Annotated in this window: 14 protein-coding genes; all 14 read right to left on the reverse strand. The window is 60.0% G+C overall.

The features are described 5' to 3' along the window. Positions 1 to 77: 77 nt before the first annotated feature. The 14 genes from eno to rseP all read right to left on the reverse strand — a co-directional run bounded on the left by eno (position 78) and on the right by rseP (position 18,983). Positions 78 to 1,367 (reverse strand): phosphopyruvate hydratase, encoded by a 1,290-nt coding sequence (gene eno / locus B348_RS0126790; protein WP_017739105.1) that lies wholly within the window; start codon positions 1,365 to 1,367, stop codon positions 78 to 80. A 157-nt stretch (positions 1,368 to 1,524) separates the two neighbouring features. Further along, on the reverse strand, positions 1,525 to 2,370 hold the full coding sequence (gene kdsA / locus B348_RS0126795; RefSeq protein ID WP_010212442.1) for a 3-deoxy-8-phosphooctulonate synthase: 846 nt from the start codon (positions 2,368 to 2,370) through the stop codon (positions 1,525 to 1,527). Between the two features lie 5 nt (positions 2,371 to 2,375). After that, positions 2,376 to 4,007, reverse strand: a complete 1,632-nt coding sequence (locus B348_RS0126800; RefSeq protein ID WP_010212443.1) for a CTP synthase — start codon at positions 4,005 to 4,007, stop codon at positions 2,376 to 2,378. 273 nt (positions 4,008 to 4,280) lie between these two features. Continuing rightward, the gene (tilS, locus tag B348_RS0126805) at positions 4,281 to 5,591 is read right to left on the reverse strand and encodes a tRNA lysidine(34) synthetase TilS (protein WP_026137095.1); all 1,311 of its coding nucleotides are present in this window, start codon (positions 5,589 to 5,591) and stop codon (positions 4,281 to 4,283) included. Between the two features lie 191 nt (positions 5,592 to 5,782). Continuing rightward, positions 5,783 to 6,730, reverse strand: a complete 948-nt coding sequence (locus B348_RS0126810; RefSeq protein WP_017137153.1) for an acetyl-CoA carboxylase carboxyltransferase subunit alpha — start codon at positions 6,728 to 6,730, stop codon at positions 5,783 to 5,785. 138 nt (positions 6,731 to 6,868) lie between these two features. Next, complete coding sequence (gene dnaE, locus B348_RS0126815; RefSeq protein WP_017739108.1) at positions 6,869 to 10,390, reverse strand: DNA polymerase III subunit alpha; 3,522 nt, start codon at positions 10,388 to 10,390, stop codon at positions 6,869 to 6,871. A 77-nt stretch (positions 10,391 to 10,467) separates the two neighbouring features. Continuing rightward, a complete protein-coding gene (rnhB, locus tag B348_RS0126820) occupies positions 10,468 to 11,100 on the reverse strand; it encodes a ribonuclease HII (RefSeq protein ID WP_017739109.1) in 633 nt (210 codons plus the stop codon). Next, positions 11,097 to 12,236: a lipid-A-disaccharide synthase gene (gene lpxB, locus B348_RS0126825; RefSeq protein WP_017739110.1), complete on the reverse strand. Its 1,140-nt coding sequence runs from the start codon at positions 12,234 to 12,236 to the stop codon at positions 11,097 to 11,099. Before lpxB ends, rnhB begins: the two co-directional genes overlap by 4 nt. Positions 12,237 to 12,238: 2 nt before the next feature. Next, entirely contained in the window at positions 12,239 to 13,015 is a 777-nt protein-coding gene (lpxA, locus tag B348_RS0126830) for an acyl-ACP--UDP-N-acetylglucosamine O-acyltransferase (protein ID WP_017739111.1), read from the reverse strand. Beyond that, on the reverse strand, positions 13,012 to 13,452 hold the full coding sequence (fabZ, locus tag B348_RS0126835) for a 3-hydroxyacyl-ACP dehydratase FabZ (RefSeq protein WP_005785726.1): 441 nt from the start codon (positions 13,450 to 13,452) through the stop codon (positions 13,012 to 13,014). Before fabZ ends, lpxA begins: the two co-directional genes overlap by 4 nt. A gap of 108 nt (positions 13,453 to 13,560) precedes the next feature. Then, positions 13,561 to 14,616: a UDP-3-O-(3-hydroxymyristoyl)glucosamine N-acyltransferase gene (gene lpxD / locus B348_RS0126840; RefSeq protein WP_017739112.1), complete on the reverse strand. Its 1,056-nt coding sequence runs from the start codon at positions 14,614 to 14,616 to the stop codon at positions 13,561 to 13,563. Between the two features lie 3 nt (positions 14,617 to 14,619). Further along, on the reverse strand, positions 14,620 to 15,123 hold the full coding sequence (locus B348_RS0126845; RefSeq protein WP_003172279.1) for an OmpH family outer membrane protein: 504 nt from the start codon (positions 15,121 to 15,123) through the stop codon (positions 14,620 to 14,622). Positions 15,124 to 15,168: 45 nt separating this feature from the next. Then, positions 15,169 to 17,556 (reverse strand): outer membrane protein assembly factor BamA, encoded by a 2,388-nt coding sequence (gene bamA / locus B348_RS0126850; RefSeq protein ID WP_026137096.1) that lies wholly within the window; start codon positions 17,554 to 17,556, stop codon positions 15,169 to 15,171. A 74-nt stretch (positions 17,557 to 17,630) separates the two neighbouring features. Next, a complete protein-coding gene (gene rseP, locus B348_RS0126855; protein WP_017739114.1) occupies positions 17,631 to 18,983 on the reverse strand; it encodes a sigma E protease regulator RseP in 1,353 nt (450 codons plus the stop codon). Position 18,984 lies beyond the last annotated feature (1 nt).

Raw genomic sequence — 18,984 nt, forward strand, 5'->3', positions numbered from 1 at the left:
AGCCATGAGATTAGCGTCGAAATCTACACTGTCGTGTTTTTTCCGACGCAATCCGCCGACTTTTTACCATTTACAGCTCAGCCGCGAAACTCATCACGACCGTTGTACTTGGCTTTGCCAGCCAGTTGCTCTTCGATACGCAGCAATTGGTTGTACTTGGACACGCGATCGGAACGGCACAGGGAGCCGGTCTTGATCTGGCCCGCCGAAGTGCCCACAGCCAGGTCGGCAATGGTCGAATCTTCGGTTTCGCCGGAGCGGTGGGAGATCACGGCGGTGTAGCCCGCAGCCTTGGCCATCTGGATGGCTTCCAGGGTTTCGGTCAGGGTGCCGATCTGGTTGAACTTGATCAGGATCGAGTTGGCGATCTTCTTGTCGATGCCTTCTTTCAGGATCTTGGTGTTGGTCACGAACAAGTCGTCGCCCACCAGCTGGATTTTCTCGCCGATCTTGTCGGTAAGGATTTTCCAACCGTCCCAGTCGGACTCGTCCAGGCCGTCTTCGATCGAGATGATCGGGTAGCGCTGGGTCAGGCCCTTCAGGTATTCGGCGAAACCTTCGGAGTTGAACACCTGGCCTTCGCCGGACAGGTTGTACTTGCCGTCTTCGTAGAACTCGCTGGCCGCGCAGTCCAGGGCCAGGGTCACGTCGGTGCCCAGCTTGTAGCCAGCGTTGGCCACGGCTTCGGAGATCACTTTCAGTGCATCTTCGTTGGACGCCAGGTTCGGCGCGAAACCACCTTCGTCACCCACGGCAGTGCTCAGGCCACGGGCCTTCAGGACAGCCTTGAGGTGATGGAAAATCTCGGTGCCCATGCGCAGGCCTTCGGAGAAGGACTTGGCGCCAACCGGCTGCACCATGAATTCCTGGATGTCGACGTTGTTATCGGCGTGCTCGCCACCGTTGATGATGTTCATCATCGGCACCGGCATCGAGTAGACACCCGGGGTGCCGTTCAGGTTGGCGATGTGGGCGTACAGCGGCAGGTCCTGGTCCTGGGCAGCAGCCTTGGCCGCAGCCAGGGATACGGCGAGGATGGCGTTGGCGCCCAGGCTACCTTTGTTTTCGGTGCCGTCGAGCTTGATCATCGCCAGATCGAGGGCTTTCTGGTCAACCGGGTCTTTACCCAGCAGCAGGTCGCGGATCGGGCCGTTGATGTTGGCGACAGCCTTGAGTACACCTTTGCCCAGGTAACGGCTCTTGTCGCCATCACGCAGTTCCAGCGCTTCGCGCGAACCGGTAGACGCACCGGACGGCGCGCAGGCGCTGCCAGTGATGCCATTATCGAGAAGCACGTCGGCTTCGACGGTGGGGTTGCCACGGGAGTCGAGAACTTCACGACCTTTGATGTCGACGATTTTTGCCATTGTTGTAAACACTCCAAAGTTGACGAAAACGACGCAGCTGAAGGAAAACTTTTGACCGACCGCAAGGGTGGAACAACGGGGCAGGCTTGCAGGCGACAAGGCTCAGGCCCGGGGGCCTGAGCATTTAGCGTGGGATACTTTACCGGAGAAACGCGGCTTACGCGGTCTCTACCGTCGGAAAACTCTTGACCAGTTCGTCCAACTGCTTGAGCTGGGCCAGGAACGGCTCCAGCTTGTCCAGGCGCAGGGCACAGGGGCCGTCGCACTTGGCGTTGTCCGGGTCCGGGTGGGCTTCGAGGAACAGGCCCGCCAGGGACTGGCTGATGCCGGCCTTGGCCAGGTCCAGCACCTGGGCACGGCGCCCGCCAGCGGAATCGGCGCGACCACCGGGCATTTGCAGCGCGTGGGTCACGTCGAAGAACACCGGGTATTCGAACTGTTTCATGATGCCGAAACCGAGCATGTCCACCACGAGGTTGTTGTAGCCGAAGCTCGAACCACGCTCGCAGAGGATCAACTGGTCGTTACCCGCTTCCACGCACTTGTTCAGGATGTGCTTCATCTCCTGGGGTGCGAGGAACTGGGCTTTCTTGATATTGATCACAGCGCCGGTCTTGGCCATCGCGACGACCAGGTCGGTCTGGCGCGACAGGAAGGCCGGCAACTGGATGATGTCGCACACCTCGGCGACCACGGCAGCCTGTTCAGGCTCGTGGACGTCGGTGATGATCGGCACGCCGAAGGCTTGCTTGATGTCCTGGAAGATCCGCATGCCTTCTTCAAGGCCCGGGCCGCGATAGGAGGTCACGGACGAACGGTTGGCCTTGTCGAAGCTGGCCTTGAACACGTAAGGGATACCGAGTTTCTCGGTGACCTTGACGTACTCTTCACAGACCTGCATCGCCATGTCGCGGCTTTCCAGCACGTTCATGCCGCCGAACAGCACCATGGGCTTGTCGTTGGCAATCTCGATGTCGCCGACGCGAATGATCTTCTGGGCCATCAGGGTTACGCCTTCTTCTGGTGTTGCGTCAGTGCGGCCTTGACGAAACCGCTGAACAACGGGTGACCGTCGCGCGGCGTCGAGGTGAACTCCGGGTGGAACTGGCAAGCGACGAACCATGGATGATCCGGTGCTTCAACCACTTCAACCAAGGCGCCATCACCGGAGCGACCGGAGATTTTCAGGCCAGCCTCTTTGATTTGCGGCAGCAGGTTGTTGTTCACTTCGTAGCGGTGACGGTGACGCTCGACGATCACGTCCTTGCCGTAGCAATCGTGAACCAGCGAGCCCGGCTCCAGCAGGCAGTCTTGCGCGCCAAGGCGCATGGTGCCGCCCAGGTCGGAGGCTTCGGTACGGGTCTCGACCGCGCCGGTGGCATCTTCCCACTCGGTGATCAGGCCCACGACCGGGTGGCCGCTCTTGCTGTCGAACTCGGTGGAGTTGGCGTCTTTCCAGCCCAGCACGTTACGGGCGAACTCGATAACGGCCACTTGCATGCCCAGGCAGATACCCAGGTATGGCACCTTGTTCTCACGAGCGTACTGCACCGCGGTGATCTTGCCTTCCACGCCACGCAGGCCGAAACCGCCAGGCACGAGGATCGCGTCCACACCTTCGAGCAAGGCAGTGCCCTGGTTCTCGATGTCTTCGGAGTCGATGTAGCGCAGGTTGACCTTGGTACGGTTGCTGATACCGGCGTGGCTCATCGCTTCGATCAGCGACTTGTATGCGTCCAGCAGCTCCATGTACTTGCCGACCATGGCGATGGTGACTTCGTGCTCAGGGTTGAGCTTGGCGTCCACCACGGCTTCCCACTCGGACAGGTCCGCGCCGTTGCATTGCAGGCCGAAACGCTCGACCACAAAATCGTCCAGGCCTTGCGAATGCAGGATGCCCGGGATCTTGTAGATGGTGTCGGCGTCTTCCAGCGCGATCACCGCACGTTCTTCAACGTTGGTGAACTGCGCGATCTTGCGACGCGAGGAAATGTCGATCGGGTGATCGGAGCGGCACACCAGCACGTCCGGCTGCAGGCCGATGGAACGCAGTTCCTTGACCGAGTGCTGGGTAGGCTTGGTTTTGGTTTCGCCGGCGGTGGCGATGTACGGGACCAGGGTCAGGTGCATCAGCATCGCGCGCTTGGCGCCGACTTCGAAACGCAACTGGCGGATGGCTTCGAGGAACGGTTGGGATTCGATGTCACCCACGGTGCCACCGATCTCGACCATCGCCACGTCGGCATCGCCTGCACCCTTGATGATGCGGCGCTTGATTTCGTCGGTGATGTGCGGGATCACCTGGATGGTTGCACCCAGGTAGTCACCACGGCGCTCCTTGCGCAGCACGTGCTCGTAGACACGGCCGGTGGTGAAGTTGTTGTTCTGGGTCATGGTCGTGCGGATGAACCGCTCGTAGTGGCCCAGGTCCAGGTCGGTCTCGGCGCCGTCGTGGGTGACGAACACTTCACCGTGCTGGAACGGGCTCATGGTGCCCGGGTCAACGTTGATGTACGGGTCCAGCTTGAGCATGGTGACCTTAAGTCCCCGCGCCTCCAGGATGGCCGCCAATGAAGCCGATGCGATGCCTTTCCCCAATGAAGAAACAACACCGCCCGTGACGAATATGTAGCGCGTCATGAAAAACCCTAGAAGTCTGCGTTAAAGCGGTCCGAGCCGCCGGGGAAAGCGAAGAGAGGCCGAAGCCCCCGATCACCTGCATTAATCACAGTGCACCTTTCAAAAAAACCGCCGCGTGGTGACAGACCAGCAATGAAACACCGGTACGTTGATCGCTACACATTTTTTGGAATCGCCCAGCAAAGACTGCTTGGTAATCGGCAACTGCTGCGATTCAGGCGAATCCACAGAAGTTGTATCAAGAAGGGAGCGTAGTCTACCGGAAAGGCTCTATCAGCTCAAACCTTGATCGCACGTCTGTGGCATCCAATGTAATTGCCAGTCGCCCGTCGCGTCGGGCCATAGCCCAGCGAGGCTTGGGACCGCCAGCAATTGCGCGCCCTGATACAGCAGCGGCAATCTGCCACGCATGAAGCGCGGCAAGCCACCTTCATTCAGCAGGCGCTTCAAGTCACGCCGGCCTCGGCCGGGGACTTCGACGATTTCGCCGCCTTGACGATAGCGGATCTCCAGCGGGCCTTCGGGTGGCTTGCCGACAAATTCCAATCGGCCATTGCCGGTTAACTCTAGTGGGTTTTGCGGCTGGGGCCAGCTCACCGGTGCGTCGGAAAAATCCGACCAAGCGGCAGGCACCCACCAGATGCGCTCGGCGCAACGGTGCAGTTCGCCGTCGGCAAGGCGCCACAGCGGCTGCGCGTCAGGCTTGGCATCACGCAGGGAATACCAGCTGGCCCAGTGGTCGCTGTCGGGTAGACGGGTCAGCGGGGTCAGCCAGTGACGCAAGGCGTTGCGCTGGCGGGCGTCGGAAAGCTCGCGCAGTGGTGCAAGCGCCAACGACGGCAGTGGAAGCCAAGGAAACGACGACGGCTGATCGGCGGCATGCAGGTCCATCTGCGCCAGCTCATCGAGCAGACCTTGGGCTTCACTCAGCTGCTCGGCGGTACGTGCGAAGCTGCTGACAGCTTGCGGCCAGCGCTCCGTCAGCAGCGGGAATACCCGGTGGCGCAGGTAGTTGCGTGCAAACCGAGGGTCGGCGTTGGACGGATCTTCAATCCACGCGAGTTGATGTTCGTGGGCATAGGCTTGCAGCTCAGCACGCGAGACATCCAGCAGCGGTCGCACCAGATGCCCCCCTGCCAAGTCGCGATGCAAAGGCATCGCCGCCAACCCTCGCACCCCTGCCCCACGCAGCAGGCGAAACAGCAAGGTCTCGGCCTGATCGTCGCGATGCTGGCCGGTCAGCAACACCTCACCGGCCCCAAGCACCTCGGCAAACGCCTGGTAGCGCGCCTCACGGGCGGCACGCTCAAGGCTGGCGCCGGGCTGGACCTGTACGCGCATAACGCGCAGGGGCACGCCCAGGCGGTCGCAGATCGATTGGCAGTGGCTGGGCCAGGCATCGGCGGCGGCTTGCAGGCCGTGGTGGACATGGATGGCGTTGAGACGCGGCAGCTGTTCGGTGCTGGCCAGGAGGTGCAGCAGCACAGTGGAATCAAGACCGCCGGAGAAAGCGATGTGCCAGGCCGGGGCGTTGCGCCAGGGGGCCAGGGTTTGCAGGAGTTTGGCGTGCAAAGTTGTTTTCATCACACATCATCGCCGCAAAGCTGGAATACATTGGCCAAGCATACACAAAACAAATGTGGGAGCTGGCTTGTGTGGGAGCTGGCTTGCCTGCGATAGCATCAACTCGGTTCGACAGAACACCGAGTTGTCTGCATCGCGGGCAAGCCCGGCTCCCACACAAGCCAGCTCCCACATTGAGTGTTGCAGTGGTCTTAGAGACCGTAGCTCATCAGACGCTCGTAACGGCGCTTGAGCAGCGCTTCGTTATCCAGCTTCTTGAGCATCGCCAGTTGCGAGCCCAGTTCTGCACGGATGGTCGCAGCAGCAGCCGCCGGGTCGCGGTGAGCGCCGCCCAGTGGCTCGGCGATCACTTTGTCGACGATACCCAGGCCCTTGAGGCGATCGGCGGTGATGCCCATGGCTTCGGCAGCGTCCGGCGCCTTTTCTGCGGTTTTCCACAGGATCGAGGCGCAACCTTCCGGCGAGATCACCGCGTAGGTCGAGTATTGCAGCATGTTCAACTGGTCGCACACGCCGATGGCCAATGCGCCGCCGGAACCACCTTCGCCAATCACGGTGGCGATGATCGGGGTTTTCAGGCGGGACATCACGCGCAGGTTCCAGGCGATGGCTTCGCTCTGGTTGCGCTCTTCAGCGTCGATACCTGGGTAGGCACCCGGGGTGTCGATGAAGGTCAGGATCGGCATCTTGAAGCGTTCGGCCATTTCCATCAGGCGGCAGGCCTTGCGGTAGCCTTCCGGGCGCGGCATGCCGAAGTTGCGGCGGACTTTCTCGCGCACTTCACGGCCTTTCTGGTGGCCGATGACCATCACCGGCTGGTCATCCAGGCGAGCGATACCGCCCACGATGGCCGCGTCGTCGGAGAAGTGGCGGTCGCCATGCAGCTCGTCGAATTCGGTGAAGATGTGCTGAATGTAGTCCAGGGTGTACGGGCGACGCGGGTGGCGAGCCAGGCGCGCGATCTGCCAGCTGGTCAGCTTGCCGAAGATGTCTTCGGTCAGGGTGCTGCTCTTGTCCTGCAGGCGAGCGATCTCATCGCCGATATTCAGCGAATTGTCATTGCCGACCAGGCGCAGTTCTTCAATCTTGGCTTGCAGGTCAGCGATCGGCTGTTCGAAATCAAGAAAATTCGGGTTCATAAGCGTCCGTCTTGGGTCGACGGCCAAGGAGTGCCTGGCCAGCCGGTGGTCTATTCGCGCCCTACCTTAAGGGAGAGGCGCGTTTAGGTCGAGATTAAATGTTCAGTCGAGATCAGGCTAATTACTGCCACCTGGCCATCAACGGTATTGGAGGAAGACGTTGTCTCGCCCGAACTGGTCACGCAAAGCTTGAATCAAGCCATCTGCGGGATCAATTCGCCAGGTCTCGCCAAACTGCAGCATCGCCTTGGCGTCGCTGCCGGTGTACTCCATGGTCACCGGGCACGCGCCACGGTGGCGTTTGAGCAAGTCGCCCAACCAGCGTAGCTGATCGCCCTTGAGCGCCTCGGTCTTCACCTTCAGGCGCAGGCTTTCGGCCAGGTTGGTGCGCGCGTCTTCCATGCTCATCACTCGCTTGATCCGCAGGCGCAGGCCGCCGGAGAAGTCGTCGTTGCTGACCTCCCCTTCCACCACCACCATGGCATCGGTCTGCAACAACGACTGCGCCGAATGGAACGCGTCGGCAAACAGCGACGCTTCGATACGGCCCGAGCGGTCGTCGAGGGTGATGAAACCCATCTTGTCGCCCTTTTTGTTTTTCATCACCCGCAGGGCGATGATCATGCCGGCAACGGTCTGGGTGTCGCGGGCCGGCTTCAGGTCGATGATGCGCTGGCGGGCAAAACGGCGGATTTCGCCTTCGTATTCGTCAATCGGGTGACCGGTCAGGTACAGGCCCAAGGTGTCTTTCTCACCCTTGAGACGTTCCTTGAGGGTCAGCTCCTTGGCCTTGCGATGGTTGCCGTAGACGTCCGCGTCTTCTTCGACAAACAAGCCGCCAAACAGGTCGGCGTGGCCGCTGTCGTGGGTGCGCGCAGTCTGTTCGGCGGCCTTGATCGCCTCTTCCATCGCGGTCAGCAGCACCGCGCGGTTACGGTCGATATTCGCCTGGTATGCCTTGGGCTCATCGTGGAAATACGGGCCGAGACGGTCGAGTGCGCCGCTGCGGATCAAGCCATCGAGGGTACGTTTATTGATGCGTTTGAGGTCGACCCTCGCGCAGAAGTCGAACAGATCCGCGAACGGCCCGCTCTGACGCGCTTCGACAATGGCCTCCACCGGGCTTTCGCCCACGCCTTTGATCGCGCCCAGACCATAAATGATGCGGCCTTCGTCGTTCACCGTGAACTTGAACTCCGAGGCGTTCACGTCCGGCGCGTCGAGGCGCAGCTTCATGGTGCGCACTTCCTCGATCAAGGTCACGACCTTGTCGGTGTTGTGCATATCCGCCGAGAGTACGGCGGCCATGAACGGCGCCGGGTAGTGGGCTTTCAGCCAGGCGGTCTGGTACGACACCAGGCCGTACGCAGCGGAGTGGGATTTGTTGAAGCCGTAACCGGCGAATTTTTCCACCAGGTCGAAGATGTTACCGGCGAGGTCGGCGTCGATATTGTTGGTCGCACAACCTTCAATGAAACCGCCGCGCTGCTTGGCCATTTCCTCGGGTTTTTTCTTACCCATGGCCCGGCGCAGCATGTCCGCACCGCCAAGGGTGTAACCGGCCATGACCTGGGCGATCTGCATCACCTGTTCCTGGTACAGGATGATGCCGTAGGTCGGCGCCAGGACGGGCTTGAGGCCTTCGTACTGGTAGTCGGAGTGCGGGTAAGCCAGCTCGGCGCGACCGTGCTTACGGTTGATGAAGTCGTCCACCATGCCCGATTGCAGCGGGCCCGGACGGAACAGGGCCACCAGTGCGATCAAGTCTTCCAGGCAGTCGGGCTTGAGCTTTTTGATCAGCTCTTTCATGCCCCGCGACTCAAGCTGGAACACCGCCGTGGTTTCGGCTTTTTGCAGCAACTGGTAGGTCGGTTTGTCGTCCAGCGGGATAAACGCGATATCCAGCGGCGCTTCGTCCACCTTGGCGCGCTCGCGGTTGATGGTCTTGAGCGCCCAGTCGATGATGGTCAGGGTACGCAGGCCGAGGAAGTCGAACTTCACCAGGCCAGCCGCCTCCACGTCATCCTTGTCGAACTGGGTTACCAGGCCGTCGCCGGCTTCGTCGCAATAGATCGGCGAAAAGTCGGTGAGCTTGGTAGGAGCAATTACCACACCACCGGCGTGTTTACCGACGTTACGCACCACGCCTTCAAGCTTGCGGGCCATGTCCCAGATTTCGGCGGCTTCTTCATCGATCTTGATAAAGTCGCGCAGGATCTCTTCCTGCTCGTAGGCCTTTTCCAGGGTCATGCCGACTTCGAACGGGATCATCTTCGACAGGCGATCCGCCAGGCCGTAGGACTTGCCCTGCACCCGCGCCACGTCACGGATTACCGCCTTGGCCGCCATGGAACCGAAGGTGATGATCTGGCTTACGGCGTTGCGGCCGTATTTCTCGGCCACGTACTCGATCACGCGGTCACGGCCGTCCATGCAGAAGTCGACGTCGAAGTCGGGCATGGAGACCCGTTCCGGGTTCAGGAACCGTTCGAACAGCAGGTCATATTCCAGCGGGTCAAGGTCGGTAATCTTCTGTACGTAGGCCACCAGCGAACCGGCACCCGACCCCCGGCCCGGACCCACCGGTACGCCGTTGCTTTTGGCCCACTGGATAAAGTCCATTACGATCAGGAAGTAACCGGGGAACCCCATCTGGATGATGATATCCAGCTCGAAATTCAGCCGATCGACGTAGACCTGGCGCTTGGCCTCGTAGTCTTCGGTGGTGTCCTTGGGCAGCAGAACGGTCAACCGTTCTTCCAGGCCGTCGAACGATACCTTGCGGAAATATTCATCGATGGTCATGCCATCGGGAATCGGGAAGTTGGGCAGGAAGTGCTTGCCCAGCTTCACTTCGATATTGCAGCGCTTGGCAATTTCGACGGAGTTTTCCAGAGCCTCGGGCAGGTCGCTGAACAGCTCGGCCATCTCGTCGGCGCTTTTGAGGTACTGCTCTTCGCTGTAGTTCTTCGAACGGCGCGGGTCATCCAGGGCCCGGCCTTCGCCGATGCACACGCGGGTTTCGTGGGCCTCGAAATCTTCTTTCTTGATGAAACGCACATCGTTGGTTGCCACCAGCGGCGCGCCCAGCGTGTCAGCCAGGGCCACGGCGGCGTGCAGGTGTTCTTCGTCGTTGGGGCGGTTGGTGCGCTGCACTTCCAGGTAGAAACGGTCCGGGAACACCTGCATCCACTCGCGGGCGAGCACTTCGGCTTCCTGTGGGTTGCCACCCAGCAGCGCGAGACCGATCTCGCCCTCTTTGGCAGCCGACAGCATGATCAGGCCTTCGCTGGCCTCGGCCACCCATTCGCGCTCGATGATGATCGAACCATTGCGCTGGCCGTCGATGAAACCACGGGAAATCAGCTCGGTGAGGTTGCGGTAACCAACACCGTTCATCGCCAGCAGGCTGATGCGGCTCAGGGCGTTGTCCGGGTCTTTGTTGGACAGCCACAGGTCGGCGCCGCAGATCGGCTTGATACCGGCGCCCATGGCGTTTTTGTAGAACTTGACCAGGGAACACATGTTGTTCTGATCGGTAACCGCTACCGCAGGCATGTTCATGCCCACCAGGGTTTTGACCAGCGGTTTGATCCGTACCAGGCCGTCGACCAGGGAGTATTCAGTGTGCAGGCGCAGGTGAACGAATGAAGCCGGCATAGTGATCCTGTCTAGAAACTTAGAAACAACAAGGCCCGGGATTGTACCGGGCCTTGAGCAAAACATCAGCCTCGCGACTACAGCTCGGCGAGACCTTCCCGCGCCTCATAAGCCAGGCGAACCGGGGCGAACGAGCGGCGATGGATTGGCGTTGGGCCGAGGCGCGCCAAGGCTTCCAGATGAACGGGCGTCGGGTAGCCCTTATGGCCACCAATGCCGTAGCCGGGATAGATCAGCTCGAAGGCGGCCATTTCACGGTCGCGGCTGACTTTGGCGAGGATCGACGCCGCGGCAATCGCCGGCACCTTGCTATCACCCTTGACCACCGCTTCAGACGGCATCGCCAGTTTGGGGCAGCGGTTGCCGTCGATCATCGCCATTTTCGGGGTGATGTGCAGGCCTTCGACCGCGCGCTGCATGGCGAGCATGGTGGCGTGGAGGATGTTCAATTCGTCGATTTCTTCGACTTCGGCCCGGGCGATGTGCCAGCTCAGGGCCTTTTCACAGATCTCATCGAAGAGTTTTTCGCGGCGGGCTTCGGTGAGTTTTTTCGAGTCATTGAGGCCAAGGATCGGGCGGTTCGGATCAAGGATCACCGCCGCCGTGACCACTGCACCGCACAGCGGGCCGCGACCCACTTCATCCACACCGGCCACCAGTTCGTGGGCTTCGGCAACCAGGCTGAAGTCCAGGCCCATTTGCGTCGTCATACTGTTTCCTGTTTTTGCCCGATCAAGGTCAGCACGGCATCCGCCGCCTGGTTCGATGCATCACGGCGCAAGACGCGATGAATGGCATCAAAACCACGGGTCTGCTCTTCGCCGCCGTCGATCAGGGGTAATACGGTTTGCGCCAGGGCTTCGGGCGTTGCAGCGTCCTGCAACAACTCCGGCACCAACAGGCGCTGGGCCAGCAGGTTGGGCAAGGAGATGTAGGGACTTTTGACCATGCGCTTGAGAATCCAGAACGTCAGCGGCGCCAGGCGATAGGCCACGACCATCGGACGCTTGTACAGCAGCGCTTCCAGGGTCGCGGTGCCCGAGGCGATCAACACGGCATCACAGGCCGCCAGGGCCAGGTGTGATTGGCCGTCGAGCAGGGTCAACGGCAAAGTGCGACCTTCAAGCAAGGTTTCGATTTGCGCGCGACGTTGCGGGCTGGCGCACGGCAGTACGAAACGGACGCCCGGCTTCAAGGCCATCAGCCGTTCGGCGGCATCGAAAAACAATGCGCCCAAACGGCCGACTTCGCCACCGCGACTGCCCGGCATCAGCGCCACCAGCGGACCGTCGGGCAAGCCCAATTCAGCACGGGCCGCCGCGCGATCGGCTTGCAACGGAATGGCATCGGCCAGGGTGTGGCCGACAAAGCGCACCGGCACACCCTTCTCTTCGTAAAACTTCGCCTCGAACGGCAGCAGGGTCAGCATCAGGTCGCAGCCTTCGCGGATCTTCAGCACACGCTTCTGCCGCCACGCCCACACGGACGGGCTGACGTAGTGCACGGTCTTGATCCCGGCCTGACGCAACTTGAGTTCGATATTGAGGGTGAAGTCCGGCGCGTCGATACCGATAAAGACGTCGGGCTTTTCTTCGATGAGGGTCTGGATCAGCAGCTTGCGCCGAGCCAGCAGCTCGCGCAGACGGCCCAGTACCTCCACCAGGCCCATGACCGACAAGCGTTCCATGGGAAAGTAGGACGTGAGGCCTTCGGCCTGCATCAGCGGGCCACCCACGCCGATAAATTCAACCGCAGGATGCTGGGCCTTGAGGGCCCGCATCAGGCCTGCGCCCAGAATGTCGCCGGAAGCTTCACCGGCCACCAGCGCAATACGCAGATTGGCCATGATCAGCGGGTGATGCCGCGGGTCGATGCCTGGATCGAGTCACGGAATATCGCGACTTCCGGGAACAACGCGGACGGCTCGGCCAGTTCGGCCAGCGCCTGGTCGACCGTCAAGCCCTGGCGGTAAACCACCTTGTAGGCACGGCGCAGGGCGTGGATGGCTTCTTCGCTGAAACCACGACGGCGCATGCCTTCGAAGTTCATGCTGCGGGCTTCGGCCGGGTTGCCGAACACGGTGACGAACGCCGGAACATCCTTGCCGATGGCGGTGCCCATGCCGGAAAAGCTGTGGGCGCCGATATGGCAGTACTGATGCACCAGGGTGAAACCGGACAAAATCGCCCAATCGTCAACGTGCACATGACCAGCCAACGCCGTGTTGTTGACCAGGATGCAGTGGTTGCCGATCACGCTGTCGTGGCCGATGTGGGCATAGGCCATGACCAGGTTGTGATCACCCAGCGTAGTCTCGGCACGATCCTGCACGGTGCCACGATGAATGGTCACGCCTTCTCGGATGATGTTGTGATCACCGATTACCAGGCGTGTTTCTTCACCCTTGTACTTCATGTCCGGGGTGTCTTCACCTACCGAGGAAAACTGGTAGATGCGATTGTGTTTGCCAATACGGGTCGGACCTTTGAGGATCACGTGTGGCCCGATGACAGTCCCCTCGCCGATTTCAACACCTGCGCCGATGATCGACCAAGGGCCGACCTCAACGTCGGCGGCCAGCACGGCCGACGGATCGATGATTGCGCGAGGGTCAATCAAACTCATAGTTTGCGTTCCGCACAGATGATCTCGGCAGAGCACACCGGCTTGCCATCCACCGACGCCTGGCACTCGAACTTCCAGATCTGGCGCTTGCAGCTGATGAACCTGGCTTCCAGGATCAACTGGTCACCCGGGGTGACCGGATTGCGGAAACGCAACTTGTCGGAACCCACGAAATAGTAAAGCGTGCCGTCGGCAGGCTTGAGGTCGAGCATTTTGAAACCAAGGATACCGGCAGCCTGGGCCATCGCTTCAATGATCAACACACCCGGCATGATTGGATGCGCGGGAAAGTGACCGTTGAAGAACGGTTCGTTGATGCTGACATTCTTGTAGGCACGAATGCGCTTTTCCTCGACATTGAGGTCCACTACACGGTCCACCAGCAGGAACGGGTAACGGTGAGGCAGGTATTCGCGAATCTCGTTGATGTCCATCATTTCGGGGGGAAGCCTGTAATAAAGATTGGGGGCGGACTAAAAGCACGCCCCGCTAGCAAATCAAGGAGGCAAGTCTAGCGGCTGTGCACACTTGATATGGAAATGGTATCAGCCTTCTGATGAAGCATTACCGCCAGGGGTCACTTCACCAACACGCTTTTCCAGCTGTTTGAGACGTCGAGCCATGTCATCCAGATGCCTCAAGCGTGCTGCACTCTTGCGCCATTCAGCTGCGGGCTGCATGGCCGTACCGGAAGAATAGGCGCCTGGCTCGGTAATCGAGTGGGTCACCATGGTCATGCCGGTGATGAAGACGTTGTCGCAAATCTCGATATGGCCCACCAGCCCAACGCCACCGGCGAGCATGCAATGCTTGCCGATCTTGGTGCTGCCGGAGATACCGACACAGGCGGCCATGGCGGTGTGATCGCCAATCTGTACGTTGTGGGCGATCTGGATCTGGTTGTCGAGCTTCACGCCATTGCCGATCACGGTATCGGCCAAGGCCCCGCGATCGACAGCAGTGTTCACGCCAATTTCCACATCGTCGCCGATCAACACACCGCCGACCTGGGCGATCTTGTTCCAGATGCCTTTCGAGTTGGCAAAGCCAAAGCCTTCCCCACCGATCACAGCACCCGATTGAATCACCACACGTTCGCCAATACGCACATCGTGGTAGAGGGTCACGCGAGGAGCCAGCCAACCACCGGCGCCGATTTCGCAGCGTGCACCGATAAAGCAATGGGCACCGACCGTGACTCCAGCCGCAATGCGCGCACCGCTCTCGATCACCGCAAAGGCGCCAATGCTGGCCGCAGGATCAACCTGGGCATCATCGGCGATGACTGCAGACGGATGGATACCGGCAACAGCCTTGGGTTTCGGGTCAAACAGGTGCGACGCACGCGCGTAAGCCAGGTACGGGTCAGCCACCACCAGCGCATCCCCGGCAAACCCTTCGGCGTCAGCGGCTTTCAGCAACACGGCTGCGGCTTGGCTGTCGACGAGGTATTTACGGTACTGAGGATTTGCGAGGAAGCTCAACTGAGCTGGGCCAGCCTCCTGCAAGGTGGCTAGCCCAGTGATTTCCTTCTCCGGGGAGCCGCGCAAGTCGGCCCCCAGGAACTCGGCCAACTCGCCGAGTTTGATAGTCGCGGTCATGGCTTACTTCAGCTGGTTCATGCGCTCGATCACCTGACGGGTGATGTCGTATTGAGGCTTGACGTCGATCACGGCGCCGCGCTCGAACACCAGGTCAAAGGCACCTTTCTTGATGACTTCTTCCACGGCGCTGTCGAGTTTCGGCTTCAGCTGCTTGAGCATTTCGCGGTCAGCAACAGCCTTGGCTTCGTTCAGCTCCTTGGATTGGAACTGGTAGTCACGGGCCTTTTGCTTGAATTCAAGCTCCAGACGCTCGCGCTCGCCTTGCTGCATCTTGTCGCCACCGGCAACCAGACGATCCTGGATGCCCTTGGCGCTGCTTTCCAGGGTCTTGAGCTTGGTCAGTTGCGGACCGAATTTCTTCTCGGCATCCACGGCGTACTTCTTGGCCGCATCGGATTCCAGCAGAGCCATCTGATAGTTCAGGACGGCGATTTTCATTTCGGCGAAGGCCGGGGTGGTTACCAGCACGGTGGCCAGCAGAACCAATTGAGTCAACTTACGCACGATGTACTCCTACAGAATCCGTTGTCGTTATCTTGGGTCAGACGCTTAGAACGTCTGGCCGAGGGAGAATTGGAAAATCTGGGTTTCAGCGTTATCCGGTTTCTTGATCGGCATGGCCAGAGCAAAGCTCAACGGGCCAAGCGCGGTCACCCAGGTCACACCTACACCGACGGAGCTCGCCAGGTTGCTCAGGCTCACATCGTTGCACTGGGTATTGGATTTCACGCCGCTTGGGTTGGTGATCTGCTCGCACTTGGAGTCGAACACGTTACCCACATCCCAGAATACCGAAGTACGCAGGGAGCGCTGATCCTTGACGAATGGCAGCGGGAACAGAATCTCCGCACCACCCTGGATCAACACGTTACCACCGAACGGCAGCGGGTCGTTGTCAGAGTCAGCCACGGTGCCCTGGTTACCGGTGAATGCTGCACCACGGCTAGGGGTACCGCGCGGGCCCAAGGTGCTGTCCTTGAAACCACGTACGGAGTTGAAGCCACCCGCATAGTAGTTCTCGTAGAACGGCAGGCCATTGGTCGAACCGTAACCATCGCCATAACCCAACTCTGTGTGCAGGCGCATGGTGTAGTTGTCGCTCAACGGCTGGAACAGCTGGCCGCGGTAGTCAAGCTTGAAGAATGAAAGGTCGCTGCCCGGCGTAGTGGTTTCCAGAGTCAGGCTCTGGGAATGGCCACGGGTCGCCAGTACACCTTTGTTCAGGGTCGACTCGGACCAACCGGCAGACGCCTTGAAGTTCAGGAACTTGTCGCCTTCACGACGGGTGAAGTCGAAGATTTCGTCCACGGTGTACACACCGGTCTTGATCTCATCCTGTTGCGCGGTCAGGCCGAAGGTCAGACGCGAGGTCTCACTGATCGGGTAACCAATGTTCACGCCAGCACCCAGGCTGTCGATCGCATAGCTTGCAACGTCAACGTCAAGGTCTTTGTAGTCGGTGGTGCGATAGAAGGCGTTGTAGCCCAGGCTCACGCCATCAGCAGTCCAGTAGGGGTCGACATAACCGAAGTTATAGCGGCTCTGGTATTCGCTGCGGGTCAGGCCGACGGAAACCTTGTTACCGGTACCGAGGAAGTTGTTCTGGGTAATCGAACCACCGAGGATCAGGCCGGCACTTTGTGCGAAGCCGACGCTGGCGGTGATCGAACCCGACGCTTGTTCTTCTACGGCGTAGTTCACGTCAACCTGGTCATCCACACCCGGTACGGCCGGGGTTTCGACGTTCACTTCCTTGAAGAAGCCCAGGCGCTCAAGACGGGTCTTGGACTGGTCGATCAGGTAGGTCGAAGCCCAGCCACCTTCCATCTGGCGCATTTCACGACGCAGCACTTCGTCCGCAGACTTGGTGTTGCCACGGAAGTTGATGCGGTTTACATAGGCACGCTTGCCTGGGTCGACGACAAAGGTGATGTCCACGGTGTGGTCATCATCGTGCGGCGTCGGCACGCCGTTGACGTTGGCGAAGGTATAGCCTTCGTTACCCAGGCGACGGGTGATCAGCTCGGAGGTGGTGGTCATCAGCTTGCGCGAGAACACCTGGTCCTTCTGCACCAGCAGCAGGGCCTTGACCTGGTCTTCAGGAACCTTGAGGTCACCGCTGAGCTTCACGTCACGAACCTTGTACTTCTCGCCTTCGTTGACGTTGACGGTGATGTAGACGTGTTTCTTGTCCGGGGTGATGGACACCTGGGTGGAGGCAATATCCATGTTGATATAGCCACGGTCCAGGTAGTAGGAACGCAGGCGCTCCAGGTCACCGGAGAGTTTTTCACGGGCGTACTTGTCGTCGTTCTTGAAGAACGACAACCAGTTGGTGGTCTTCAGCTCGAACAGATCGATCAGGTCGTCATCAGCGAACTTGGTGTTGCCCACCACGTTGATGTGCTGAATGGCCGCCACGGTGCCTTCGTTGATGTTGACCTTGAGGCCGACACGGTTACGAGGCTGTGGGATCACTTCGGTTTCCACGGACGCCGAGTAGCGGCCCTGGGCAACGTACTGGCGTTGCAGTTCGTTACGCACACCTTCAAGGGTGGCGCGCTGGAAGATCTCGCCCTCGGCCAGGCCGGATTGCTTGAGACCCTTCATCAGGTCTTCAGTAGAGATCGCCTTGTTGCCTTCGATCTCGATACTGGCGACGGAAGGTCGCTCAACCACGGTGATGACCAGGACGTTGCCTTCGCGACCCAGTTGGATATCTTGAAAGAAACCGGTTTTGAACAGCGCACGAGTGGATTCCACCAGGCGACGATCATCAGCCTGTTCCCCGACGTTCAACGGCAGCGCACCAAAGACGCTACCCGCGGAAACCCGCTGGAGGCCGTTGACGCGAATATCGGAGATGGTGAAGGACTCGGCGTGAACTTCGGCGATCATCAATACGGTGAGAACCGCAGTTAGCAGCAGACGTTTCATGAAGTCCTTTCTTATTCCAACTGGCAATAAACAAACTGCCGCAAAATGCGGCAGATTCGCAATTCAGCGAAGCGTTACAGACGTCCCAGATCGTTGACCAGAGCTAACAACATCACTCCGACCACCAAACTGATACCGATCTGTATCCCCCAACCCTGCACCCGATCCGACAAGGGGCGACCACGCACCCACTCGACCAGATAAAACAACAGATGCCCCCCATCCAATACTGGAATGGGCAGCAAATTCAGAACACCCAGGCTAATACTCAGATAAGCCAGGAAATTCAGGAAATCTGCGACACCCGACTGGGCAGAAGCGCCCGCCACTTTAGCAATGGTTATCGGTCCACTCAAGTTTTTTACCGAGAGCTCGCCGAACAACATTTTCTTAAGGGATTCGAGGGTCAGTACACTCATGGTCCAGGTACGTTTCGCACCCTCGCCAATCGCCTCCAAAGGCCCGAAACTGACCTCGCGCAGCATGGAGGGTGGCCACTCCGGACTCTTCACCCCGGCACCGAGGTAGCCCCCGGCTGCCTTGGCCTCCCCACGCAACGACAGGGTCACGGGGACGTCGATTTGAGCACCTTCGCGCTCGACTTTCAGCACAATTTTGGTATCAGGACGTACACGCACCAGGTCGACCACTTGCTGCCAGTCGCCCAGCGCCTGGCCGTCCAGGGCCAACAGGCGATCACCGGTTTTCAGCCCGGCAGCCTGGGCCGGACCTTTCGGATCCAGCTCGGCGAGCACTGGCGGCAAGCTCGGACGCCAGATGCGAATACCCAGGGACTTGATCGGATCAGGCTCATCGGCGCCCTGCAACCAGCGATCCAGCACCAGTTCACGCGGGGTCTCGGCCGTGGAATCCTGCTCGCGCACCACCACCTTGACGGTACCGCTCTCGCCAAGACGTCGCACCAGCTGCAGGTTGACCGCGCCCCAACCGGTGGTCGGCTCGCCATCAATCGCAACAATTTCCTGGCCAGCGGCCAACCCAGCCTTGGCGGCAATGCTATCGGCTTCGACCGCGCCGATGACCGGGCGCACCTGCTCGCTGCCGAGCATGGCCAAGACCCAGAAAAAAAACATCGCCAACAGAAAGTTGGCGATCGGCCCGGCAGCAACGATGGCGATTCGCTGACGAACGGTCTTGCGATTGAAGGATTGGTCCAACTGATCGGCCGGCACTTCGCCTTCACGCTCATCGAGCATCTTGACGTAGCCACCCAACGGGATCGCCGCGATCACGAATTCGGTACCCTGGCGGTCGTGCCAGCGCAGCAACGGCATGCCGAAACCGACGGAAAAGCGCAGTACCTTGACGCCGCAACGACGCGCGACCCAGAAATGGCCGAATTCGTGGAAGGTAACCAGCACACCCAGAGCAACCAGGGTGCCGACAATCATGTAGAGCGCACTCATC

The organism is Pseudomonas sp. CBZ-4 (assembly GCF_000346755.1).
Classification (GTDB): domain Bacteria; phylum Pseudomonadota; class Gammaproteobacteria; order Pseudomonadales; family Pseudomonadaceae; genus Aquipseudomonas.

What these genes read in the sequence shown, in the direction of transcription:
- fabZ (WP_005785726.1), bottom strand. Translation starts at nt 13,452, where the DNA reads ATGATGGACATCAACGAGATTCGCGAATACCTGCCTCACCGTTACCCG.
- lpxA (WP_017739111.1), bottom strand. Translation starts at nt 13,015, where the DNA reads ATGAGTTTGATTGACCCTCGCGCAATCATCGATCCGTCGGCCGTGCTG.
- tilS (WP_026137095.1), bottom strand. Translation starts at nt 5,591, where the DNA reads ATGAAAACAACTTTGCACGCCAAACTCCTGCAAACCCTGGCCCCCTGG.
- kdsA (WP_010212442.1), bottom strand. Translation starts at nt 2,370, where the DNA reads ATGGCCCAGAAGATCATTCGCGTCGGCGACATCGAGATTGCCAACGAC.
- B348_RS0126800 (WP_010212443.1), bottom strand. Translation starts at nt 4,007, where the DNA reads ATGACGCGCTACATATTCGTCACGGGCGGTGTTGTTTCTTCATTGGGG.
- B348_RS0126810 (WP_017137153.1), bottom strand. Translation starts at nt 6,730, where the DNA reads ATGAACCCGAATTTTCTTGATTTCGAACAGCCGATCGCTGACCTGCAA.
- rseP (WP_017739114.1), bottom strand. Translation starts at nt 18,983, where the DNA reads ATGAGTGCGCTCTACATGATTGTCGGCACCCTGGTTGCTCTGGGTGTG.
- lpxD (WP_017739112.1), bottom strand. Translation starts at nt 14,616, where the DNA reads ATGACCGCGACTATCAAACTCGGCGAGTTGGCCGAGTTCCTGGGGGCC.
- dnaE (WP_017739108.1), bottom strand. Translation starts at nt 10,390, where the DNA reads ATGCCGGCTTCATTCGTTCACCTGCGCCTGCACACTGAATACTCCCTG.
- rnhB (WP_017739109.1), bottom strand. Translation starts at nt 11,100, where the DNA reads ATGACGACGCAAATGGGCCTGGACTTCAGCCTGGTTGCCGAAGCCCAC.
- lpxB (WP_017739110.1), bottom strand. Translation starts at nt 12,236, where the DNA reads ATGGCCAATCTGCGTATTGCGCTGGTGGCCGGTGAAGCTTCCGGCGAC.
- eno (WP_017739105.1), bottom strand. Translation starts at nt 1,367, where the DNA reads ATGGCAAAAATCGTCGACATCAAAGGTCGTGAAGTTCTCGACTCCCGT.
- bamA (WP_026137096.1), bottom strand. Translation starts at nt 17,556, where the DNA reads ATGAAACGTCTGCTGCTAACTGCGGTTCTCACCGTATTGATGATCGCC.